Source organism: Angustibacter peucedani, assembly GCF_054779595.1.
The window spans coordinates 1-15,688 of record NZ_BAAGXY010000043.1 but is presented as its reverse complement, the minus strand read 5'-3'; the positions used below and the strand labels follow the sequence as shown (position 1 = coordinate 15,688).

The following is a 15,688-nucleotide window of genomic DNA, read 5'->3' as shown; positions in this document are numbered from 1 at the left end:
CCACCAGGCGACCGCGGCGGGCCGGGCGCGCGTGCCGGGCGGCCTCGTCGAGCCGGCGGGCGGCGGCCGGACGTCGTCCGACGGCTGCGAGCGCGAGGGCCTGGAGCGTGGGGAGGGGGCGCAGGGTGGCCGCCCGGCGGCGCAGGCCGCGGGGCAGCGCGCGGAAGCCGAGCAGCACGCCGTGCAACGGGTCCCAGGCCAGGTGGCGCGCCGCGACCGACACCGCGAGCGGGAGGTGGTGCAGGAGCCGCGCGGCCCGCGGGGCGCTCGACGCGCCGGCGTCGGACGGGGGCACGGGGCTCCTTGTCACGGTTCGGGTGGGGCGGCGGTCGTCTGCCATGATAGCCGCCGGGTCCGGCCGAGCCGTCGCGCCGGCGGCGTCCCGGGCCCTGTCCCGAGAGCCGCACCGAGAGGCACCGATGTCCGACTACGTCCTGCACGTCACGGGGGCACGCCCGAACTTCCCGAAGGCCGCGCCCGTGCTGCGCGCCCTCGGCGAGCTCGGCGTCAGCCAGCAGCTCGTGCACACGGGTCAGCACTACGACGAGAAGATGAGCGACGTCTTCTTCCGCCAGCTCGGCATCCCGGAGCCCGACATCAACCTCGGCGTGGGCTCGGGCAGCCACGCCCACCAGACCGCCGCGATCATGACCGGCCTCGAGGACCTCATGCTGGCCAGCAAGCCGCGCATGGTCGTGGTCTACGGCGACGTGAACTCCACCGTCGCCGCCGCGCTCGTGGGCGCCAAGATCGGCGTGCCGAGCGCGCACGTCGAGGCCGGCCTGCGCAGCTTCGACCTCGGCATGCCCGAGGAGATCAACCGCATGGTCACCGACCGGCTCGCGTCGTTGCTGTTCGCGACGAGCCCGGACGCCATCGCGCACCTGGCGCACGAGGGCGTGCCGGCCGACCGCATCCACCTGGTCGGCAACCCGATGATCGACACGCTGCTGGCCAACCTCGACCGGTTCGACGACCAGGCCGCGCGCGCCGACCACGGGCTCGAGGGCCCGTACGCCGTCGCCACGCTGCACCGCCCGGCGAACGTCGACGACCCGGCCGACGCCGCCGGCCTGACCGCCGCGCTGCACGCCGTCGCCGACCAGATCCGGATCGTGCTGCCCCTGCACCCGCGCGGCCGCGCCAGCCTCGAGCGCGCCGGCCTGTTCGAGCACCCGCAGATCACGGTGATCGACCCGCTCGGCTACGTCGAGTTCATGGGCCTGGTGCGCGGTGCCGATGCCGTCGTCACCGACTCCGGCGGCGTGCAGGAGGAGACCACGATCCTCGGCGTGCCGTGCCTGACGCTGCGGCCCAACACCGAGCGCCCGGTCACGATCACCCACGGCACCAACCAGCTCGTCACCCGCGAGGGCCTGGCCGAGGCGATGAAGGCCGTGCTCGCGGCCGGTCGCGCCACCACCTGGCCCGTGCCGCCGCTGTGGGACGGCCACGCCGGCGAGCGCATCGCGCAGGTGATCGCGCAGGAGCTCGGGTGACCTCGACGCCGGACGACGGCGCTGCCGACGCCGTCGGCGCGTCACCGGACGACGACCTCGAGACCTCGCTGCTGCGGCAGCGGATCGCCGAGCTCGAGGCCCAGCTCGCCGTCCCGCGCCAGTCGCGGCTCGGCGTCGCGGCGCGCGTCGTGCGCACCGCGGTCAAGCAGCCCAACCGCCGCCGCAAGCTGCCCCGCGACCTGGCCAAGGCGCTGCTCGACCCGCCCGAGCGGACCGTGCACGCCAAGAGCATCGGCAAGCCGCCGCGCGTCGAGCTGCCGTCAGGCCCCGTGGCGCGGCCCGGCCTGGTGGTGGCCACGGTTCTCGACACCTTCAGCGAGCTGTGCTTCCGCTACGAGTGGGACCAGGTGGCCTTCGGCCCCGACGACTGGCGCGAGGTGCTCGGCGCCCGTCGTCCGGACCTGCTCTTCGTCGAGTCGGCCTGGAACGGCAACGACGGTCGCTGGCGGCTGCACATGACCCGCGACAGCAAGCCCAGCGACGAGCTGCGGGCCCTCGTCGCGTGGTGCCGCGAGCAGGGCGTGCCCTCGGTCTTCTGGAACAAGGAGGACCCGCCGAACTACGACGTCTTCGTCGAGACCGCCAAGCTGTTCGACCAGGTCTTCACCGTCGACGCCACGCGCATCCCGGACTACCAGCGCGACCTCGGCCACGACCGCGTCGCCCTGCTGCCCTTCGGCGCGCAGCCGCGGATCCACAACCCGGTCGAGCGCGGCGCGGGGCGGGTGCGCGACCTCGCGTTCGCCGGCACCTACTTCGCCGAGAAGCACCCCGAGCGGCGCGCGCAGATGGACTACCTGCTGCGCCCGGCCAGCGAGCTCGGGCTGCACATCTACTCGCGGCTGCAGAGCGACGACCCGCGCTACCGGTTCCCGAGCGACCTGGTGCCGTTCGTCGTCGGCAGCCTCGACTACGACCAGATGGTCGCGGCGTACTCGTCGTACAAGGTCTTCATCAACGTGAACTCGGTGACGGGGTCGCCCACGATGTGCTCGCGCCGGCTGTTCGAGCTGTCGGCCGCGCAGACCGCGGTCGTGTCGGCCCCGGCCGCGTCGGTCGAGCCGTTCTTCGGGTCGACCGTGCGCGTCGTCTCGGACGCAGACCAGGCCCGCCAGGAGATGACGGCGCTGGTGCGCCACCGCGAGCTGCGCGACCGCGTCGGGCTGCGCGCGCACCGCCGGGTCTTCGACGAGCACCTCTACACGCATCGCGTCGACGAGGTGCTGCGCACGGTCGGGCTCGAGGAGGCGGGCGGCGTCCCGCGCCTCACCCCGGACGCCTCCATCTCCGTCGTCGTCGCCACCAACCGACCGCACCAGCTCGACCACGTGCTGTCGTTCATCGGCGCGCAGGTGCACCAGCCGGTGCAGCTGGTGCTGGTGCAGCACGGCTTCGAGACGCCGGACGACGACCTGCGGGCTCGCGCCGAGAGGGCTGGCGTCCGTGACCTCGTGGCTCTGACGGCTGATGCCTCGCTGACCCTGGGCGCGTGCATGAACCTCGGCGTCGACGCGGCCGACGGCCGGTACGTCGCCAAGATGGACGACGACAACCTCTACGCGCCGTACTACCTGAGCGACCTGGTGCGCGCCTTCAGCTGGACCGACGCGCAGGTCGTCGGCAAGTGGGCTCACCTGGTGCACCTCGAGGGCTCGGGCGCGACGCTGCTGCGGTTCCCGCACGCCGAGCACCGGTACACCCAGCTGGTGCAGGGCGGCACGCTGCTGACCCCGCGCGAGGTGGCGGCCCGGCTGCGTTTCGAGGACCTGCCGCGGCGCGTCGACACGACGTTCCTGGAGAAGGTGCACGCCGAGAGCGGCACCGTCTACAGCGCCGACCGGTTCAACTTCGTGTCGGTGCGGCGGGCCGACCCGGGCAGCCACACCTGGACGATCCCCGAGGAGCAGCTGCTCGCCGGCCAGGCCGAGCTGCTCTTCTACGGCGACCCCGCCCAGCACGCCGAGGTCTGAGCAGCGTCAGGCGCGCTGGGGCGGCCGGATCAGGGGCGGCCGCCGGGCTCGCCGGGTCGACCCGAGCGGGCCACCGCCACCAGCACGCTGTACGTCGGAGCCTCGCGCCGCGCCGCTGGCAACGACCCGACGAGCGTGTCGAGGTGGACGGCGAGGTGCTGCGCCTGCTCGGCGGTGAGCCTCAGGTCGCGCAGGTAGGCCATCGCGTGCGGGTCGGCGTGAACGGCGCTCGCCATCGTCGCGAACATGGCGTCGGTGATGGCGGCGTCGTCCGGCATGCGCAGCGACGACGCGACTCGCCGGTACAGCTGCTGGGTGCCTCCGCGCCCGGTCCGCGTGCCGGCCCGCTCGACGAGACCGGCCGAGAGCAGCACCTGCAGGTGGTGGGCGACGTTGCCCTTGTTGACGTCGAGCTGCCGGGCGAGGGCGCTCACCGACCACGGTTCGGTACCCATCGCCAACGAGATGCGGTGCCGCAGCGGGTGGCGCATGGCAGCGGTCTGCGCCGCGCCGGTGAGGAGGTGCTCGTCGGTCATGGCCCAAGCGTCAAGGAGTGTTGAGGCTTTGGCCAGGCCCCTGGCCCACTGGGGGCATGACTCATGACCCGTCTTCACACGCGGTGGTAGACCGCATCGCCCAGCTCGTCGAGGAACGCTACGTCCTGGTCGCGCGGGGTGCCGAGATCGCGGCGGCCGTCCGGGCGCACGCCGACGAGCTCGCCGTCCTGCTGCCCGACGTCTGGACCCGCGAAGGCCTGGCAGCCTTCAACGCCCGACTGCGAGATGTGGGCGGCGATCGCCACCTCGGCCTGCGCCCCCCGCCCCCGGACGAGCCAGAGGTCGCGCCGCAGCCCACGGTCACGCTCGACCACGGGGTCGCGCGGCTCACCTTCGGCGCGTGGTTCGGCAGCCCCCACCAGGTGGCTCCCGTCCTCGTGGCGGCCCTAGGCGCCTTGCCGGCGATCGAGCGGCTCGTGGTCGACGTCCGGTGCTGCGGCGGCGGCGACAGCGCGACCGTCCCGCACGTCGTGGGCCACCTGCTGGGGCCCGACCCCCTGCTGCTGAGCCGGATCGAGCACCGCGACCGGCCCACCGAGCAGGTGTGGTCGGTGCCCTCGCCCTCCCGGCGGCTGGACGCCGTCCCGGTCGTCGTGGTGATCGGCGCTGGGACGTTCTCCGGCGCCGAGGACATCGCCTACACGCTGCAGGCCGCCGGGAGAGCCGCCGTCGTGGGACAGGTGAGCTCGGGTGGCGCGCATCCCGTCGAGCACCACGCGGTCGGGCCCGGCGTCGTCCAGATCCCGGACGGCCGCTCGGTGAGCGCGTTCACCGGCGGCAACTGGGAAGGCGTCGGCGTCGTCCCCGACGTCGTCCTGCCGGACGGGGCGGACGGGGGAGAGGTCAGGAGCGGGGGTTCTGGCGGCCGGTGAGCGCCGCGGCGACGGTGTCGGCGGACTGCGGGTGCCGCTCGGGGCGCTCCTCGACGACCTCGACCACCTCCACCCCCTTCCGGGCCGGGTCCGCGGCGAGAGCGGGCGGGACGTCAGCAGCGCCGTCGACGCGGACGAGGAACGTCGGTTGCTGCATGCCGCGGAAGTGGATGCGCCCGACGTACTCGCCGAGGATGCCGAGCGAGAGCATCTGCGCGCCGGAGAACAGCGCGATCATCGAGGCCAGCGTGGTGAAACCGGCCACCGACGTGGCCCCGGTGGCGAACTTGTAGAGCACCAGCGCGAGCAGCGCCAGGCCGAGCACGCCGCACGCGACGCCGAGCCAGGTGACGAGCTTCAGCGGCACGGCGCTGTAGCCGGTGACCATCGTCGCGGCGTGCCGCACCAGGCGCCCCAGCGTGTACGACGAGCGGCCCACGGTGCGCTTGGCCATGGCCACGGGTTGGCGGCGGACGCCGGTCGTCGTCCACGACAGCATCACGTCGACCGACGCGAAGGTGTCGTTGACGTGCGCGAAGCCCTCGCGCAGCTCGGTGCGGAACGCCCGCAGCGCGCTGACGTCGCGCGCGTTGGCGACGCCCGACAGCGCCAGCGCGCGCTTGACCGCGCGCGAGGCGAGCGAGCGGGCGACGCCGTGCTCCTCCTCGACGGGGACGCCGTAGACCAGGTCGACCAGGGGGTCCTCGAGCGGCGCGAGCAGCGTCGGCAGCTCCTCCGGCAGGTGCTGGAGGTCGTCGTCCATCGTGACGACGACCTCGTGGCGCGCGCGCACGATGCCGGCGAGCAGCGCGTTGTGCTGCCCGTAGTTGCGGCGCAGCAGCACGGCGTGGACGAACGGCGACTCGAGCTCGAGAGCGTGCGCCGTGGCGTACGTGTCGTCCGGGCTGCCGTCGACGACGAGCACCACCTCGTAGGCCTCGACCGCCTCCGCGAGCGTCGCGTGCAGGCGGCCCACCAGCTCGGGCAGCGTGTCGCGCGAGCGGTAGCAGGGGATGACGACCGAGACCTTCATGCCCCCTAGGATGCCGTGCATGAAGGCACTCGTGCTGGCCGGCGGGTCAGGCACCCGCCTTCGACCCATCACCCACACGTCCGCCAAGCAGCTGATCCCGGTGGCGAACAAGCCGGTGCTCTTCTACGGGCTCGAGCAGCTGCGCGACGCCGGCATCACCGACATCGGCATCATCGTGGGCGAGACGGCCGCCGAGGTGAAGGAGGCCGTGGGCGACGGCAGCGACCTCGGGATCCGCGTCACGTACGTGCCCCAGGAGGCCCCGCTCGGCCTGGCGCACGCCGTGCTGGTGGCGCGCGACTTCCTGGGCGACGACGACTTCTGCATGTTCCTCGGCGACAACTTCCTGCTGGGCGGCGTCACCGAGCTGGTGGCCGGCTTCGCGGAGTCCGGCGCCGACGCGCAGATCCTGCTGACCGAGGTGGCCGAGCCGCAGTTCTACGGCGTCGCGGTGCTGGACGACGACGGGTCCGTCGTCCGCATGGTCGAGAAGCCGAAGGACCCGCCCAGCAACCTCGCCGTCGTCGGCGTCTACATGTTCAAGCCCGTCATCCACGAGGCGGTGCGCGCCATCGAGCCGTCCGCGCGCGGCGAGCTCGAGATCACCGACGCCATCGCCTGGCTCATCTCGACCGGCCGCGACGTGCGCAGCCACATGGTCACCGGGTACTGGAAGGACACGGGCCGCCTGCAGGACATGCTCGCCTGCAACCGCCAGGTGCTCGAGGGCTTGGACGCCGACGTCCGCGGCACGGTCGACGACGAGAGCGAGCTGGTCGGCCGCGTCGTCGTCGAGGAGGGCGCGCAGGTGGTGCGCAGCACCGTGCGCGGCCCGGCCATCATCGGCCGCGGGACGACGGTCACCGACTCCTACATCGGCCCCTTCACCTCGGTCTACCACGGCTGCCGCATCGACAGCACCGAGCTCGAGCACTCGATCGTGCTGGAGGACTGCACCGTCGTCGGCGTCAGCCGGATCGAGGACTCGCTGCTCGGCAAGTCCGTCACCGTCGAGCGGTCCGACCGCGCGCCGAGGGCGCACCGGCTGATGCTGGGCGACCACTCGTCGGTGAGCATCCCCTGAGGTCAGCGCCACCTGAGGGTCAGCGCCCCCGGAAGCTGACGAACCGGTGGCCGAGGTAGCTGCCGACGGCCACCACCACGACGGCGATCACCTGCGCGGTCAGCGGCGGGATCGGCGTCAGCTCGACGAGCAGCGGCGTCGCGACGAAGCCCGCGACCATGCCGCTGGACCAGACCGACAGGAACTTCGCGAGCTCCGGCAGCAGCGGCCCGCGCGACCGGAACACCAGCGAGCGGTAGAGCGGGAACGCGCAGGCGATCGTGATGACCTGGGCGCAGGCGATGGCCAGCATGTACGGCAGCCCGGCCGCCAGCCACGCCGCGACGAGCAGCAGGTACCCGAGCGACACGCTGCCCGCGACCACGAGGTAGCGACCCTGCTCGGTCTGCAGCAACGGGCGCAGGACCTTGCTCAACGGCCCGAGCGGCGCCGCGGCCAGGCGGTCGAGCAGGTCCGGCGGACGAGGGTCGGGCACGCACCGATGATAGGTGCCGCGGCGCGGCCGACCTGCTGTGACATCCTCGACGACGTGAGCAGCCCGGCCAGCAGCACCGACGTCATCCCGTTCAGCCGCACCTACGTCACGTCCGACGAGGAGCGCTACGTGCGCGAGGCCCTGCAAGCCGGCGCGACCCAGGGCGACGGGCCCATGACGAAGGCGGCGACCGCGCTGCTGCGCGAGGTCTCCGGCGCCGAGCGCGCGCTGCTGACGACGTCCTGCACGCACGCGCTCGAGATGGCCGCGCTGCTGATGCGACTCGGGCCCGGCGACGAGGTGCTGGTGCCGAGCTTCACCTTCTCGTCGACCGCGGCGGCCGTGGCAGTCCGCGGTGCCACGCCGGTGTTCGTCGACGTCGACCCGCTCACGCTCAACCTCGACGTCGAGGCGGCCGCGGCGGCCGTGACCGACCGCACCCGGGCCGTCTTCGTCGTCCACTACGGCGGCGTCGCCGTCGACATGCCGGCCGTGCAGGCGCTCGCCGACCGGCACGGGCTGGTCGTCGTCGAGGACAACGCCCACGGCCTCGGCGCCGAGCGCTACGGCCGCAGGCTCGGCACCTTCGGCGCGCTCGCGACCCAGAGCTTCCACGCCACCAAGAACGTGCAGTGCGGCGAGGGCGGTGCCCTGCTCGTCAACGACGCCGACCTGATGGAGCGCGCAGAAGTGGTGCGCGAGAAGGGGACCGACCGCTCGCGGTTCCTGCGCGGCCAGGTCGACAAGTACACCTGGAACGACCTCGGCTCGAGCTACCTGCCCAGCGACCTGCTGGCCGCGGTGCTGCGCGGACAGCTCGAGCACTTCGGCGAGGTGCAGCGGATGCGCCACGAGATCTGGGACGCGTACGCCGGCGCCCTCGGCGGGTGGGCCGCCGCCAACGGCGCCACGCTGATGCACGTGCCGGACGACGCCCGTCACCCCGCGCACGTCTTCTACCTGCTCGCGCCGACCCACGACGACCAGACCGGGCTGCTGCAGCACCTGCGCTCGCGCGGCGTCACCGGCACCTTCCACTACGTGCCGCTCGACACCAGCCCGGCCGGCCAGGCGTTCGGCCGCACGCCGTCGCCGTGCACCGTCACCGCCGACGTGTCGAGCCGCCAGGTGCGCCTGCCGCTCTACGCCGGGATGACCACCGAGCAGGTCGAGCGCGTCGTCGACGCCGTGACGTCGTACCGCGTCGGCGCGCCGCAGCCCGCCACCGTCGGGGCCTGACCCGGTGAGCTGGGAGGGCCTGCTCGCCCCAGGGCTCGAGCTGGCCGACAGCCCGGCCGAGACCGCCCGCTTCGGCGTCTCGATCGCCCGGGTGCACGTCGCGCCGGACGACGACGGCCCGGACGTCGAGGACCGCCTGCGCGACCTGCTGGCCGCGGCCCACGCCGACGTCGTCGTGCTGCGGTACCCCGCCGACCGGGTCGCGCTCGGCGCCGTCGCGGCCACGAGCGGCCGCGACGTCCTGGCCGCCGGCGCGCTGACCTACTGGGGCGCACCGAGCGGGGCTGTGCTCGACCCGCGGGCCGACGGCCCCGACCGCGGGCTCGCGGTCGTCACGGCCGCCGAGCACGGCAGCGGCGTCGAGGACGTCGTCGACGCCGTGGTGGCGGCGAGCTTCGCGGGCTACGGCAACCACTACACGTCCGACCCGCTGCTCGACGACGACCTCGCGCTGGCCGGGTACCAGGAGTGGGCCCGGCGCAGCGTCACCGCCCACCCGGACGACGTCCTGCTGCTGCTGCACGACGGCGAGCCGGTCGGTGTCGCGACGTGCGACGAGCAGCCCGAGCTCGGCGACCTCGAGGTGCTGCTCGCCGGCCTCGTCCCGGACGCCCAGGGCCAGGGCTGGTACGGCACGTTGCTCGCCGCCTGCGCCCGGCACGCCGCCGAGCGCGGCCTGGCCCGGACGACGATCTCGACCCAGGTGCACAACGTGCGGGTGCAGCGGGCCTGGGCGAAGGCCGGGCTGCGGCCGTTCGCCGCGGTCGAGACCCTGCACTGCGTGCGGCGCGGCCTGCTCTGACGCGAGGGCCCCGAGCGCTCACGCCATGTCGGCGATGTTGCCCTTCAGCTCGGGCATCTTCATCCGCGAGCAGTAGGCCTTGCCGTAGCGGTACCGGTAGGTCTGGTAGGCGCCGCGGATCATCCGGGTCACCGACGGACCGCGGTTGTTCAGCGCCTTCTTGGCCGCCTTGACCGCCTCGCACCGCCGCAGGTCACCGGCCGGCGTGGGGTCGGCGAGCACGAGCTCGTCGTACAGCCGGGTCACCGACTGGTTGCCCTCGTCGGCGAACGCGGCGCGCGTCGTGGCGAGGTTGGCCGGCAGCAGGCTGCCCGCGAGCAGCGCGACCACGAGCGCCGTGGCCGACCAGACCAGCACCCCGCCGCGGCCGCGCAGCGCCAGGTCGAGCGCGAGCACCGCCATCACGACGGTCATCGCCAGCGCCGTCCAGGTGACCATCGTGTGCCGGTAGGGCAGCCCGAGCCCGGTGACGAGCGACTGCGCCTGCTCGGACAGCGACATCACCGCCGCGCTGCCGAGCGCGACGAGCAGCGAGAGCAGGGCCCCGTCGAGGGCCAGCCGGGTGCGGGCGCCCGACAGCCCGTCGTCCGCGCGGGCGAGCCGGCCGAGCGCGAGGCGGCACAGCACCAGCCCCACCGCGGCGACCAGCGCCATCACCGCGAGCGGGTTGCTGAACGGGCCGGGCAGGCCCGAGTGCACGCCCACCGCCCGCAGCTCGTCGAGCGCCTCGTTGCGGCCGGTGAGCGGCACGCTGGACCCGAGGTTGTACCACCACGTCGTGAAGAGGGTGCCGTCCAGCTTCGGCCGGGTGCCGACGTAGCAGCCACCCCCCGAGCAGGACGCCGCCACCGCCGCCCGCACGGCCACGAGCCCAGCCAGGAACAGCACCGAGAAGGCGCCGCCCACGACCAGCTTGGCCCGCCGTCCGGCGCCGCGGTCGGTGCCGACCGCGACCGGCTGCAGCACCAGCGCGACCACCGCGACCGGGAACGCCACGTAGTAGAGCTCGTAGCTGCTGTTCAGCCCGGCCGCCACGAGCGCGAGGACGACGACCGCCCCCACCACCCGCCACAGCCCGAGCCCGGTGGCCAGCCGTCGCGCCAGCCAGACCACGAGGGCGACGACGCCGAAGTCGACCACGACCGCGCCGTAGGTCAGCACGGCGTAGGTCTCCCAGCCGTTGCGCGGCTGCACCTGCGTCTGCGTGCCCGCGGCGACGAGCACGACCGCGGCGACCGTCACCAGCACCAGCGCCCGGCGCCCGAGCCGCACCAGCTCGCCCTGCGGGCCGCGGGCGCGCAGCACCGCGGCGAACGCCACGACGGCCAGCAGGCAGAGGAGCAGCAGCACGACCTTCTGCAGCGCCTGGACGACGGGCACGGACGTGCCGCTCGTCATCGACAGCTCGGTGACGCCGTTGTACGAGACCCACTGCACCAGGTAGGCCAGCGGCGCGAAGCGGCCCTGGTCGAGGCGCTGCGGGATCTGGTCGAACGGCAGGGTCAGCAGCGTGCGCAGGCTGCCGGCGGTGCGACCGGTCGCCTCGAGGTACATGAACCGCTGGTCGGCCGCGAGCGGCGCGACGAGGGCGGGCCAGAGCAGCGCGAGCGAGCCCAGCCCGACGCCCAGCACCCCGACCAGCCCCAGCAGGCCGCGCGAGCGTCGCGTCGTCGTCCGGGCGGCGAGCCGGTCGCGCCAGGAGGGGGTATCGCGGTCGCTCTCGGTCGGGCTGGTGCCGGGCACGGCGGCGTCCTCCTGGGGGGTTTGGGGTGCTTGTCGCGAGGGTAGCCCAGCACGGATGAGAGCCCGCCGAGCGCGCCGCGCGACACGCGCGGGTTCGATCAGGGCCGTTCGGGTGACGTAACCTGGGCCCGTCCGAGACGCGTCCCCCGCACCGCGCCGGCCACCTGTCCCCGATCCACCCAGGAGCACCGTGTCCGACGTGCGCACCATCCCGGCCCCCGGGGCCCGGCAAGGCGACGTCCAGGGGGACCGCGCCGGCGAGGGCTTCCGCCCGGACGTCGAGGGCCTGCGCACCATCGCCATCGGCACCGTGCTGCTCTACCACGCAGGCATCCACTACGTGCCCGGCGGTTTCGTCGGGGTCGACGTCTTCTTCGTCATCTCCGGCTTCCTCATCACCGGCTTGCTGCTGCGCGAGGTGCGCAAGCACGGCACCGTCTCGCTGCCGCGGTTCTACGCGCGGCGGGCCAAGCGCCTGCTGCCCGCCACCGGCGTCGTCCTGACCGCCACGGCGCTGCTCACCGTGGCGTTCCTGCCGCGCATCTCGTGGCGCTCGATCGGCGGCGACATCATCGGCGCGGCCAGCTACGTCATCAACTGGCGGCTGGCGGCCGGGTCGGTCGACTACCTCAACGAGGACCAGGCCGTCTCGCCGGTGCAGCAGTTCTGGTCGCTCGCGGTCGAGGAGCAGTACTACCTGGTCTGGCCGCTGCTCGTGCTGCTGGCCTGCCTGTGGTTCCGGCGCCGCCAGGGCGGCCGGGTCACCAACGGCCCGCTGTGGCTGGGCCTGGCGGTCATCGCGATCCCGTCGTTCGCGTGGTCGGTCTACGAGACCCACGTGAACCCCTCGGTCGCCTTCTTCGTGACCACCACGCGCATGTGGGAGCTCGCGATCGGCGCGGCCGTGGCCATCGGCGCCAGCCAGCTCGCCCGGCTGCCCCGCGCCGTCGCGGTGGTCGTGGGCTGGGCCGGCCTCGCCCTGATCGTCGTGGGCGCCCTCGTCATCACCACCAGCGACCCGTGGCCGGGCTACCTGGCGCTGGTGCCCACGCTCGGCACCGCGGCGGTCATCGCCTGCGGCCCGGCGGCCGGCCCGCGCGGCCCGGTCGCCCTGCTCGGCACCCGGCCCTTCGTCTGGGTCGGCGGGCTGTCGTACTCCCTGTACCTGTGGCACTGGCCGCTGATCATCGCGGCCACCGAGCACTGGAACGGGCTGTCCGGCGTCCACGGCCTGCTCGTGATCGCCTTCGCGTTCATCCCGGCGTACCTGAGCCTGCGGCTGGTCGAGAACCCGTTCCGCTACATGAAGGCCCTGTCGCGCTCGGCGCGCACGGCGCTCGCCGTCGGCGCGGTCTTCACGCTCATCGGCGTCCTGGTCGGCGTCACGCTGCGCTCGTCGGTGCCGCAGCTCGGCGTCGACCCGAGCAGCAGCCAGGGCCAGGGCGCGCAGGGCGCGGCCGCCCTGGGCGAGCAGCCCAAGGGCAGCGACCAGGGCAAGGTCGTCGACTCGGTCGACTGGATGACGCCCGACCCGCTCAAGGCCGCGCAGGACGTCCCGGTCGCCTACGCCGACAACTGCCAGCAGACCTTCGAGTCCAGCGTGGCCAAGCGCTGCGAGTACGGCGTGAAGGACGGCACCAAGACCGTGGCGCTCGTCGGCGACTCCAAGGCACTGCAGTGGCTCCCGGCGCTCCAGCGGATCGCCGACCAGGAGCGCTGGAAGATCGTCACGTACACCAAGTCCTCCTGCGCCTTCACCGACGCGGTCATCGCGTCCAAGGGCGGCATCTACGAGGCGTGCACGGCGTGGAACAAGAACGTCGCTGCGGCGCTCGCCCAGGACCCGCCGGACGTGCTGCTCACCTCCAGCGGCAAGCGCAACGCGCTCAAGCCCGGCAGCAAGTTCACCTCGAACGTGAAGTACATGGCCGACGGCCTGGCCCGCAGCTGGAACGCGCTGGCGAAGGACGGCACCACGGTCGTGGTGCTGCGCGACAACCCGGCCCCGGCCGGCGTCGACGTCGACGAGTGCGTCGCCGAGCACACCAAGGACCTCAGCACCTGCTCGTTCGACCGGGCCAAGGGGCTGCGGGTCAGCGGCGGCGACCCGCAGCTGCAGGCGCTCGACCAGGCGCCCGACGCCCACCTCGTCGACCTCACCGACGCCATCTGCCCGCAGGACCGCTGCGCCCCGGTGATCGGCCACGTGCTGGTCTACCGCCAGGGCTCGCACCTCACGGCGACCTACGTCAAGACGCTCGCGCCGCGCCTGCGCACCGCGATGCTCGACGCGATCAGCCAGTCCTCCCACGGCTAGGGTGGTCCCGGCCGGCCACCGTGCCCCGACCACCTCGGCACCCGTCCCGACCCGCGACCCCCAGGAGTTCTCCCGCATGACCGGCTCACCCGCTGCGTCCCCCTGGCGCCGGATCGGCGGGGCGGTGCGCCGGGCCACCGGTGCGACCCCGTCGGGCGCGCCCTCCGGGTCCTCCGCCTCCCGCACGGCCCCGGCCCGCGCCGGCAGCGGCGCGTCCGGCACCGGCTCGCGCAGCGAGCGCCTCGATGCGGTGCTCGCCGCCGCCGAGGTCCCGGCGTCCGTGCCCGGGGGCTCGCGCCGTCCGGTCACCGTCGCGCTGCTCGCGAGCGAGGCGCTGCGGGCCGGTCTCGCGGTCGAGGCCGACGTCGTCCCGCTCGACCCGTCGTCGTCCGGGCTGCCGCAGGCCGACCTGGTGCTGGTCGAGGTGCAGGCCGGCCGGGCGCCGGGCGCGTCCGACGCCGACCTGGGCGCCCTGGCCGCGCTGGCCGCCGACGGCCCGCTCGTCCTGTGGGTCACCGACCCCACGCTCGACGGCCCGCTCGGCAGCGGCCTCGAGCAGCTGGCCCGCGTCGCGCGCACGGTGCTCGTCGTCGACGAGCCGGGCGCTGCTGCCTGGCGCGCCGCCGTGCCGGGCGCCGAGGTCGACGTGCTGGCGCCCGGCGTCCAGCCCCGCTTCCACCCGCCCGCCCCGGCCGAGGCGCCGGTCGACGACCCCGACGCGCCGCGCCGGCTGGCCGCCGCCTGCGTCGTGCTCGACCCGCCGGTCGACGGCACCGACCCCGCGAGCACCCCCGACGACGGCACCGAGTGGCCGACCCAGAAGTCCGCGCTGGCGCAGCTCGACGTGTGGCCCGTCCAGGACGCCGCCGGCCAGGTGCGGCCGGCCCCGCCGTCGCTGGCCGGCCGCGTCGCGCGCCCGGTGCCGGCGTCCACCGCTGTGGGCCTGGCCGGTCGCTACCGCGTGCTGCTCGACGCCGGACGACGCCACCCCGGCTCCACCGGGGCCGTGCTCGGGGCGGCGGCGGCGCAGACCGCGGTCGTCACGACCCCGGCGCAGCACGCCACGCTGCCGGCCGACCTGCAGCCGCACGTCGCGGTCGGCACCACCGGCCAGGAGCTCGGCGGCGAGCTCAACGGCCGGATCGCCCAGCCCGAGCTGCGCGACCGCGAGGGCCTGCGCCTGCAGCGCGCGGTGCTCGCCGGGCACACGCTCGGCCACCGGCTCGACACGCTGCTCGACCGGGTCGGCGCACCGCAACCCGCGCGCGACCGCAGCATCTCGGCCGTCGTCCCGACCAACCGCGACCACGAGCTCGACAACGTCTTCGCCAACCTCGGGCGCCAGGTGCACCCCGACGTCCAGCTGGTGCTGGTGCTGCACGGGCTGGACGTCGACGAGCCGGCGCTGCGCGCGCGGGCCGAGGCGGCCGGGGTGCGCGACCTCGTCGTCGTGCCGGCCGACAAGAGCCTGACGCTCGGCGCCTGCATGAACCTCGGCGTGGCGGCCTCCGACGGCCGCTACGTCGCCAAGATGGACGACGACAACCACTACGGCGCGCACTACCTCAGCGACCTGGTGGCGGCGTTCGACTACACCGACGCCTCGATCGTCGGCAAGTGGGCGCACTACGTGTGGCTGAGGTCGACCGGCGCGGTCGTGCTGCGGCAGCCGGCGTCCGAGCACACCTACGAGCGCCGGGTGCAGGGCGGCTCGATGCTGTTCGACGCCGCGCTGCTGGCCGAGGTGCCGTTCTCGGACATCCCGCGCGCGGTCGACAGCGACGTCCTCGACCGCTCGATGGCCCACGGCGCGCGCGTCTACTCGGCCGACCGCTTCAACTTCGTCAGCGTGCGGGGCACCGACCGGCACGCGCACACCTGGACCGTCGCGGACCACACCTTCATGACCCGCACCGGCCGCCTGACCTTCTTCGGAGACCCCCGTGAGCACGTCGATGTCTGAGCCCGTCCAGCGCGCCCGCCGGGTGGCGCGGCGCGCGCAGGGGGCCGTGGTCGGCCGCGTCGCGCTGCGCACGCCCGTCGGCCGCGGGCCGCGCCGCTGGCAGGACGTCGTCG

At 74.2% G+C, this 15,688-nt stretch carries 13 protein-coding genes; 8 read left to right on the top strand and 5 right to left on the bottom strand.

The genetic code is table 11. From position 1 onward, the window contains the following. The coding region (locus ACYVJ4_RS09700) for a hypothetical protein (protein WP_460459923.1) at positions 1 to 295 on the bottom strand (295 nt) is incomplete at its 3' end. A gap of 124 nt (positions 296 to 419) precedes the next feature. Here ACYVJ4_RS09700 and wecB point away from each other — a divergent pair. Both wecB and ACYVJ4_RS09690 read left to right on the top strand, forming a co-directional pair. Continuing rightward, positions 420 to 1,499 (top strand): non-hydrolyzing UDP-N-acetylglucosamine 2-epimerase, encoded by a 1,080-nt coding sequence (gene wecB / locus ACYVJ4_RS09695; protein WP_460459922.1) that lies wholly within the window; start codon positions 420 to 422, stop codon positions 1,497 to 1,499. Continuing rightward, complete coding sequence (locus ACYVJ4_RS09690; RefSeq protein ID WP_460459921.1) at positions 1,496 to 3,490, top strand: glycosyltransferase family protein; 1,995 nt, start codon at positions 1,496 to 1,498, stop codon at positions 3,488 to 3,490. Before wecB ends, ACYVJ4_RS09690 begins: the two co-directional genes overlap by 4 nt. Before the next feature lie 29 nt (positions 3,491 to 3,519). Here the strand turns inward: ACYVJ4_RS09690 and ACYVJ4_RS09685 are convergent, their stop codons facing one another. Next, on the bottom strand, positions 3,520 to 4,026 hold the full coding sequence (locus tag ACYVJ4_RS09685; protein ID WP_460459920.1) for a helix-turn-helix domain-containing protein: 507 nt from the start codon (positions 4,024 to 4,026) through the stop codon (positions 3,520 to 3,522). An 83-nt stretch (positions 4,027 to 4,109) separates the two neighbouring features. Here ACYVJ4_RS09685 and ACYVJ4_RS09680 point away from each other — a divergent pair, with 83 nt between their 5' ends. Next, on the top strand, positions 4,110 to 4,919 hold the full coding sequence (locus ACYVJ4_RS09680; protein WP_460459919.1) for a S41 family peptidase: 810 nt from the start codon (positions 4,110 to 4,112) through the stop codon (positions 4,917 to 4,919). Here ACYVJ4_RS09680 and ACYVJ4_RS09675 read toward each other — a convergent pair. After that, a complete protein-coding gene (locus tag ACYVJ4_RS09675; protein ID WP_460459918.1) occupies positions 4,891 to 5,952 on the bottom strand; it encodes a glycosyltransferase family 2 protein in 1,062 nt (353 codons plus the stop codon). The genes ACYVJ4_RS09680 and ACYVJ4_RS09675 overlap by 29 nt on opposite strands. A 19-nt stretch (positions 5,953 to 5,971) precedes the next feature. On the opposite strand from ACYVJ4_RS09675, the gene ACYVJ4_RS09670 reads away from it, so the two are divergent. Next, positions 5,972 to 7,036: a glucose-1-phosphate thymidylyltransferase gene (locus ACYVJ4_RS09670; RefSeq protein ID WP_460459917.1), complete on the top strand. Its 1,065-nt coding sequence runs from the start codon at positions 5,972 to 5,974 to the stop codon at positions 7,034 to 7,036. A gap of 19 nt (positions 7,037 to 7,055) precedes the next feature. Here ACYVJ4_RS09670 and ACYVJ4_RS09665 read toward each other — a convergent pair whose 3' ends face one another. Further along, the gene (locus ACYVJ4_RS09665) at positions 7,056 to 7,511 is read right to left on the bottom strand and encodes a GtrA family protein (RefSeq protein WP_460459916.1); all 456 of its coding nucleotides are present in this window, start codon (positions 7,509 to 7,511) and stop codon (positions 7,056 to 7,058) included. 54 nt (positions 7,512 to 7,565) lie between these two features. Here ACYVJ4_RS09665 and rffA point away from each other — a divergent pair, with 54 nt between their 5' ends. Further along, positions 7,566 to 8,750, top strand: a complete 1,185-nt coding sequence (gene rffA, locus ACYVJ4_RS09660) for a dTDP-4-amino-4,6-dideoxygalactose transaminase (RefSeq protein WP_460459915.1) — start codon at positions 7,566 to 7,568, stop codon at positions 8,748 to 8,750. Between the two features lie 4 nt (positions 8,751 to 8,754). Beyond that, positions 8,755 to 9,552 carry a GNAT family N-acetyltransferase gene (locus ACYVJ4_RS09655; RefSeq protein ID WP_460459914.1) on the top strand — a complete coding sequence of 266 codons (798 nt, stop codon included), beginning with the start codon at positions 8,755 to 8,757 and terminating at the stop codon, positions 9,550 to 9,552. Positions 9,553 to 9,570: 18 nt separating this feature from the next. Here ACYVJ4_RS09655 and ACYVJ4_RS09650 read toward each other — a convergent pair whose 3' ends face one another. Continuing rightward, positions 9,571 to 11,295, bottom strand: coding sequence for a hypothetical protein (locus ACYVJ4_RS09650; RefSeq protein ID WP_460459913.1), 1,725 nt, complete (start codon positions 11,293 to 11,295; stop codon positions 9,571 to 9,573). 199 nt (positions 11,296 to 11,494) lie between these two features. Between ACYVJ4_RS09650 and ACYVJ4_RS09645 the strand changes: the two genes are divergently transcribed. Together ACYVJ4_RS09645 and ACYVJ4_RS09640 are read left to right on the top strand one after the other, a co-directional pair. Next, positions 11,495 to 13,612 carry an acyltransferase family protein gene (locus ACYVJ4_RS09645; protein WP_460459912.1) on the top strand — a complete coding sequence of 706 codons (2,118 nt, stop codon included), beginning with the start codon at positions 11,495 to 11,497 and terminating at the stop codon, positions 13,610 to 13,612. 76 nt (positions 13,613 to 13,688) lie between these two features. After that, on the top strand, positions 13,689 to 15,575 hold the full coding sequence (locus tag ACYVJ4_RS09640; protein WP_460459911.1) for a glycosyltransferase: 1,887 nt from the start codon (positions 13,689 to 13,691) through the stop codon (positions 15,573 to 15,575). Positions 15,576 to 15,688 lie beyond the last annotated feature (113 nt).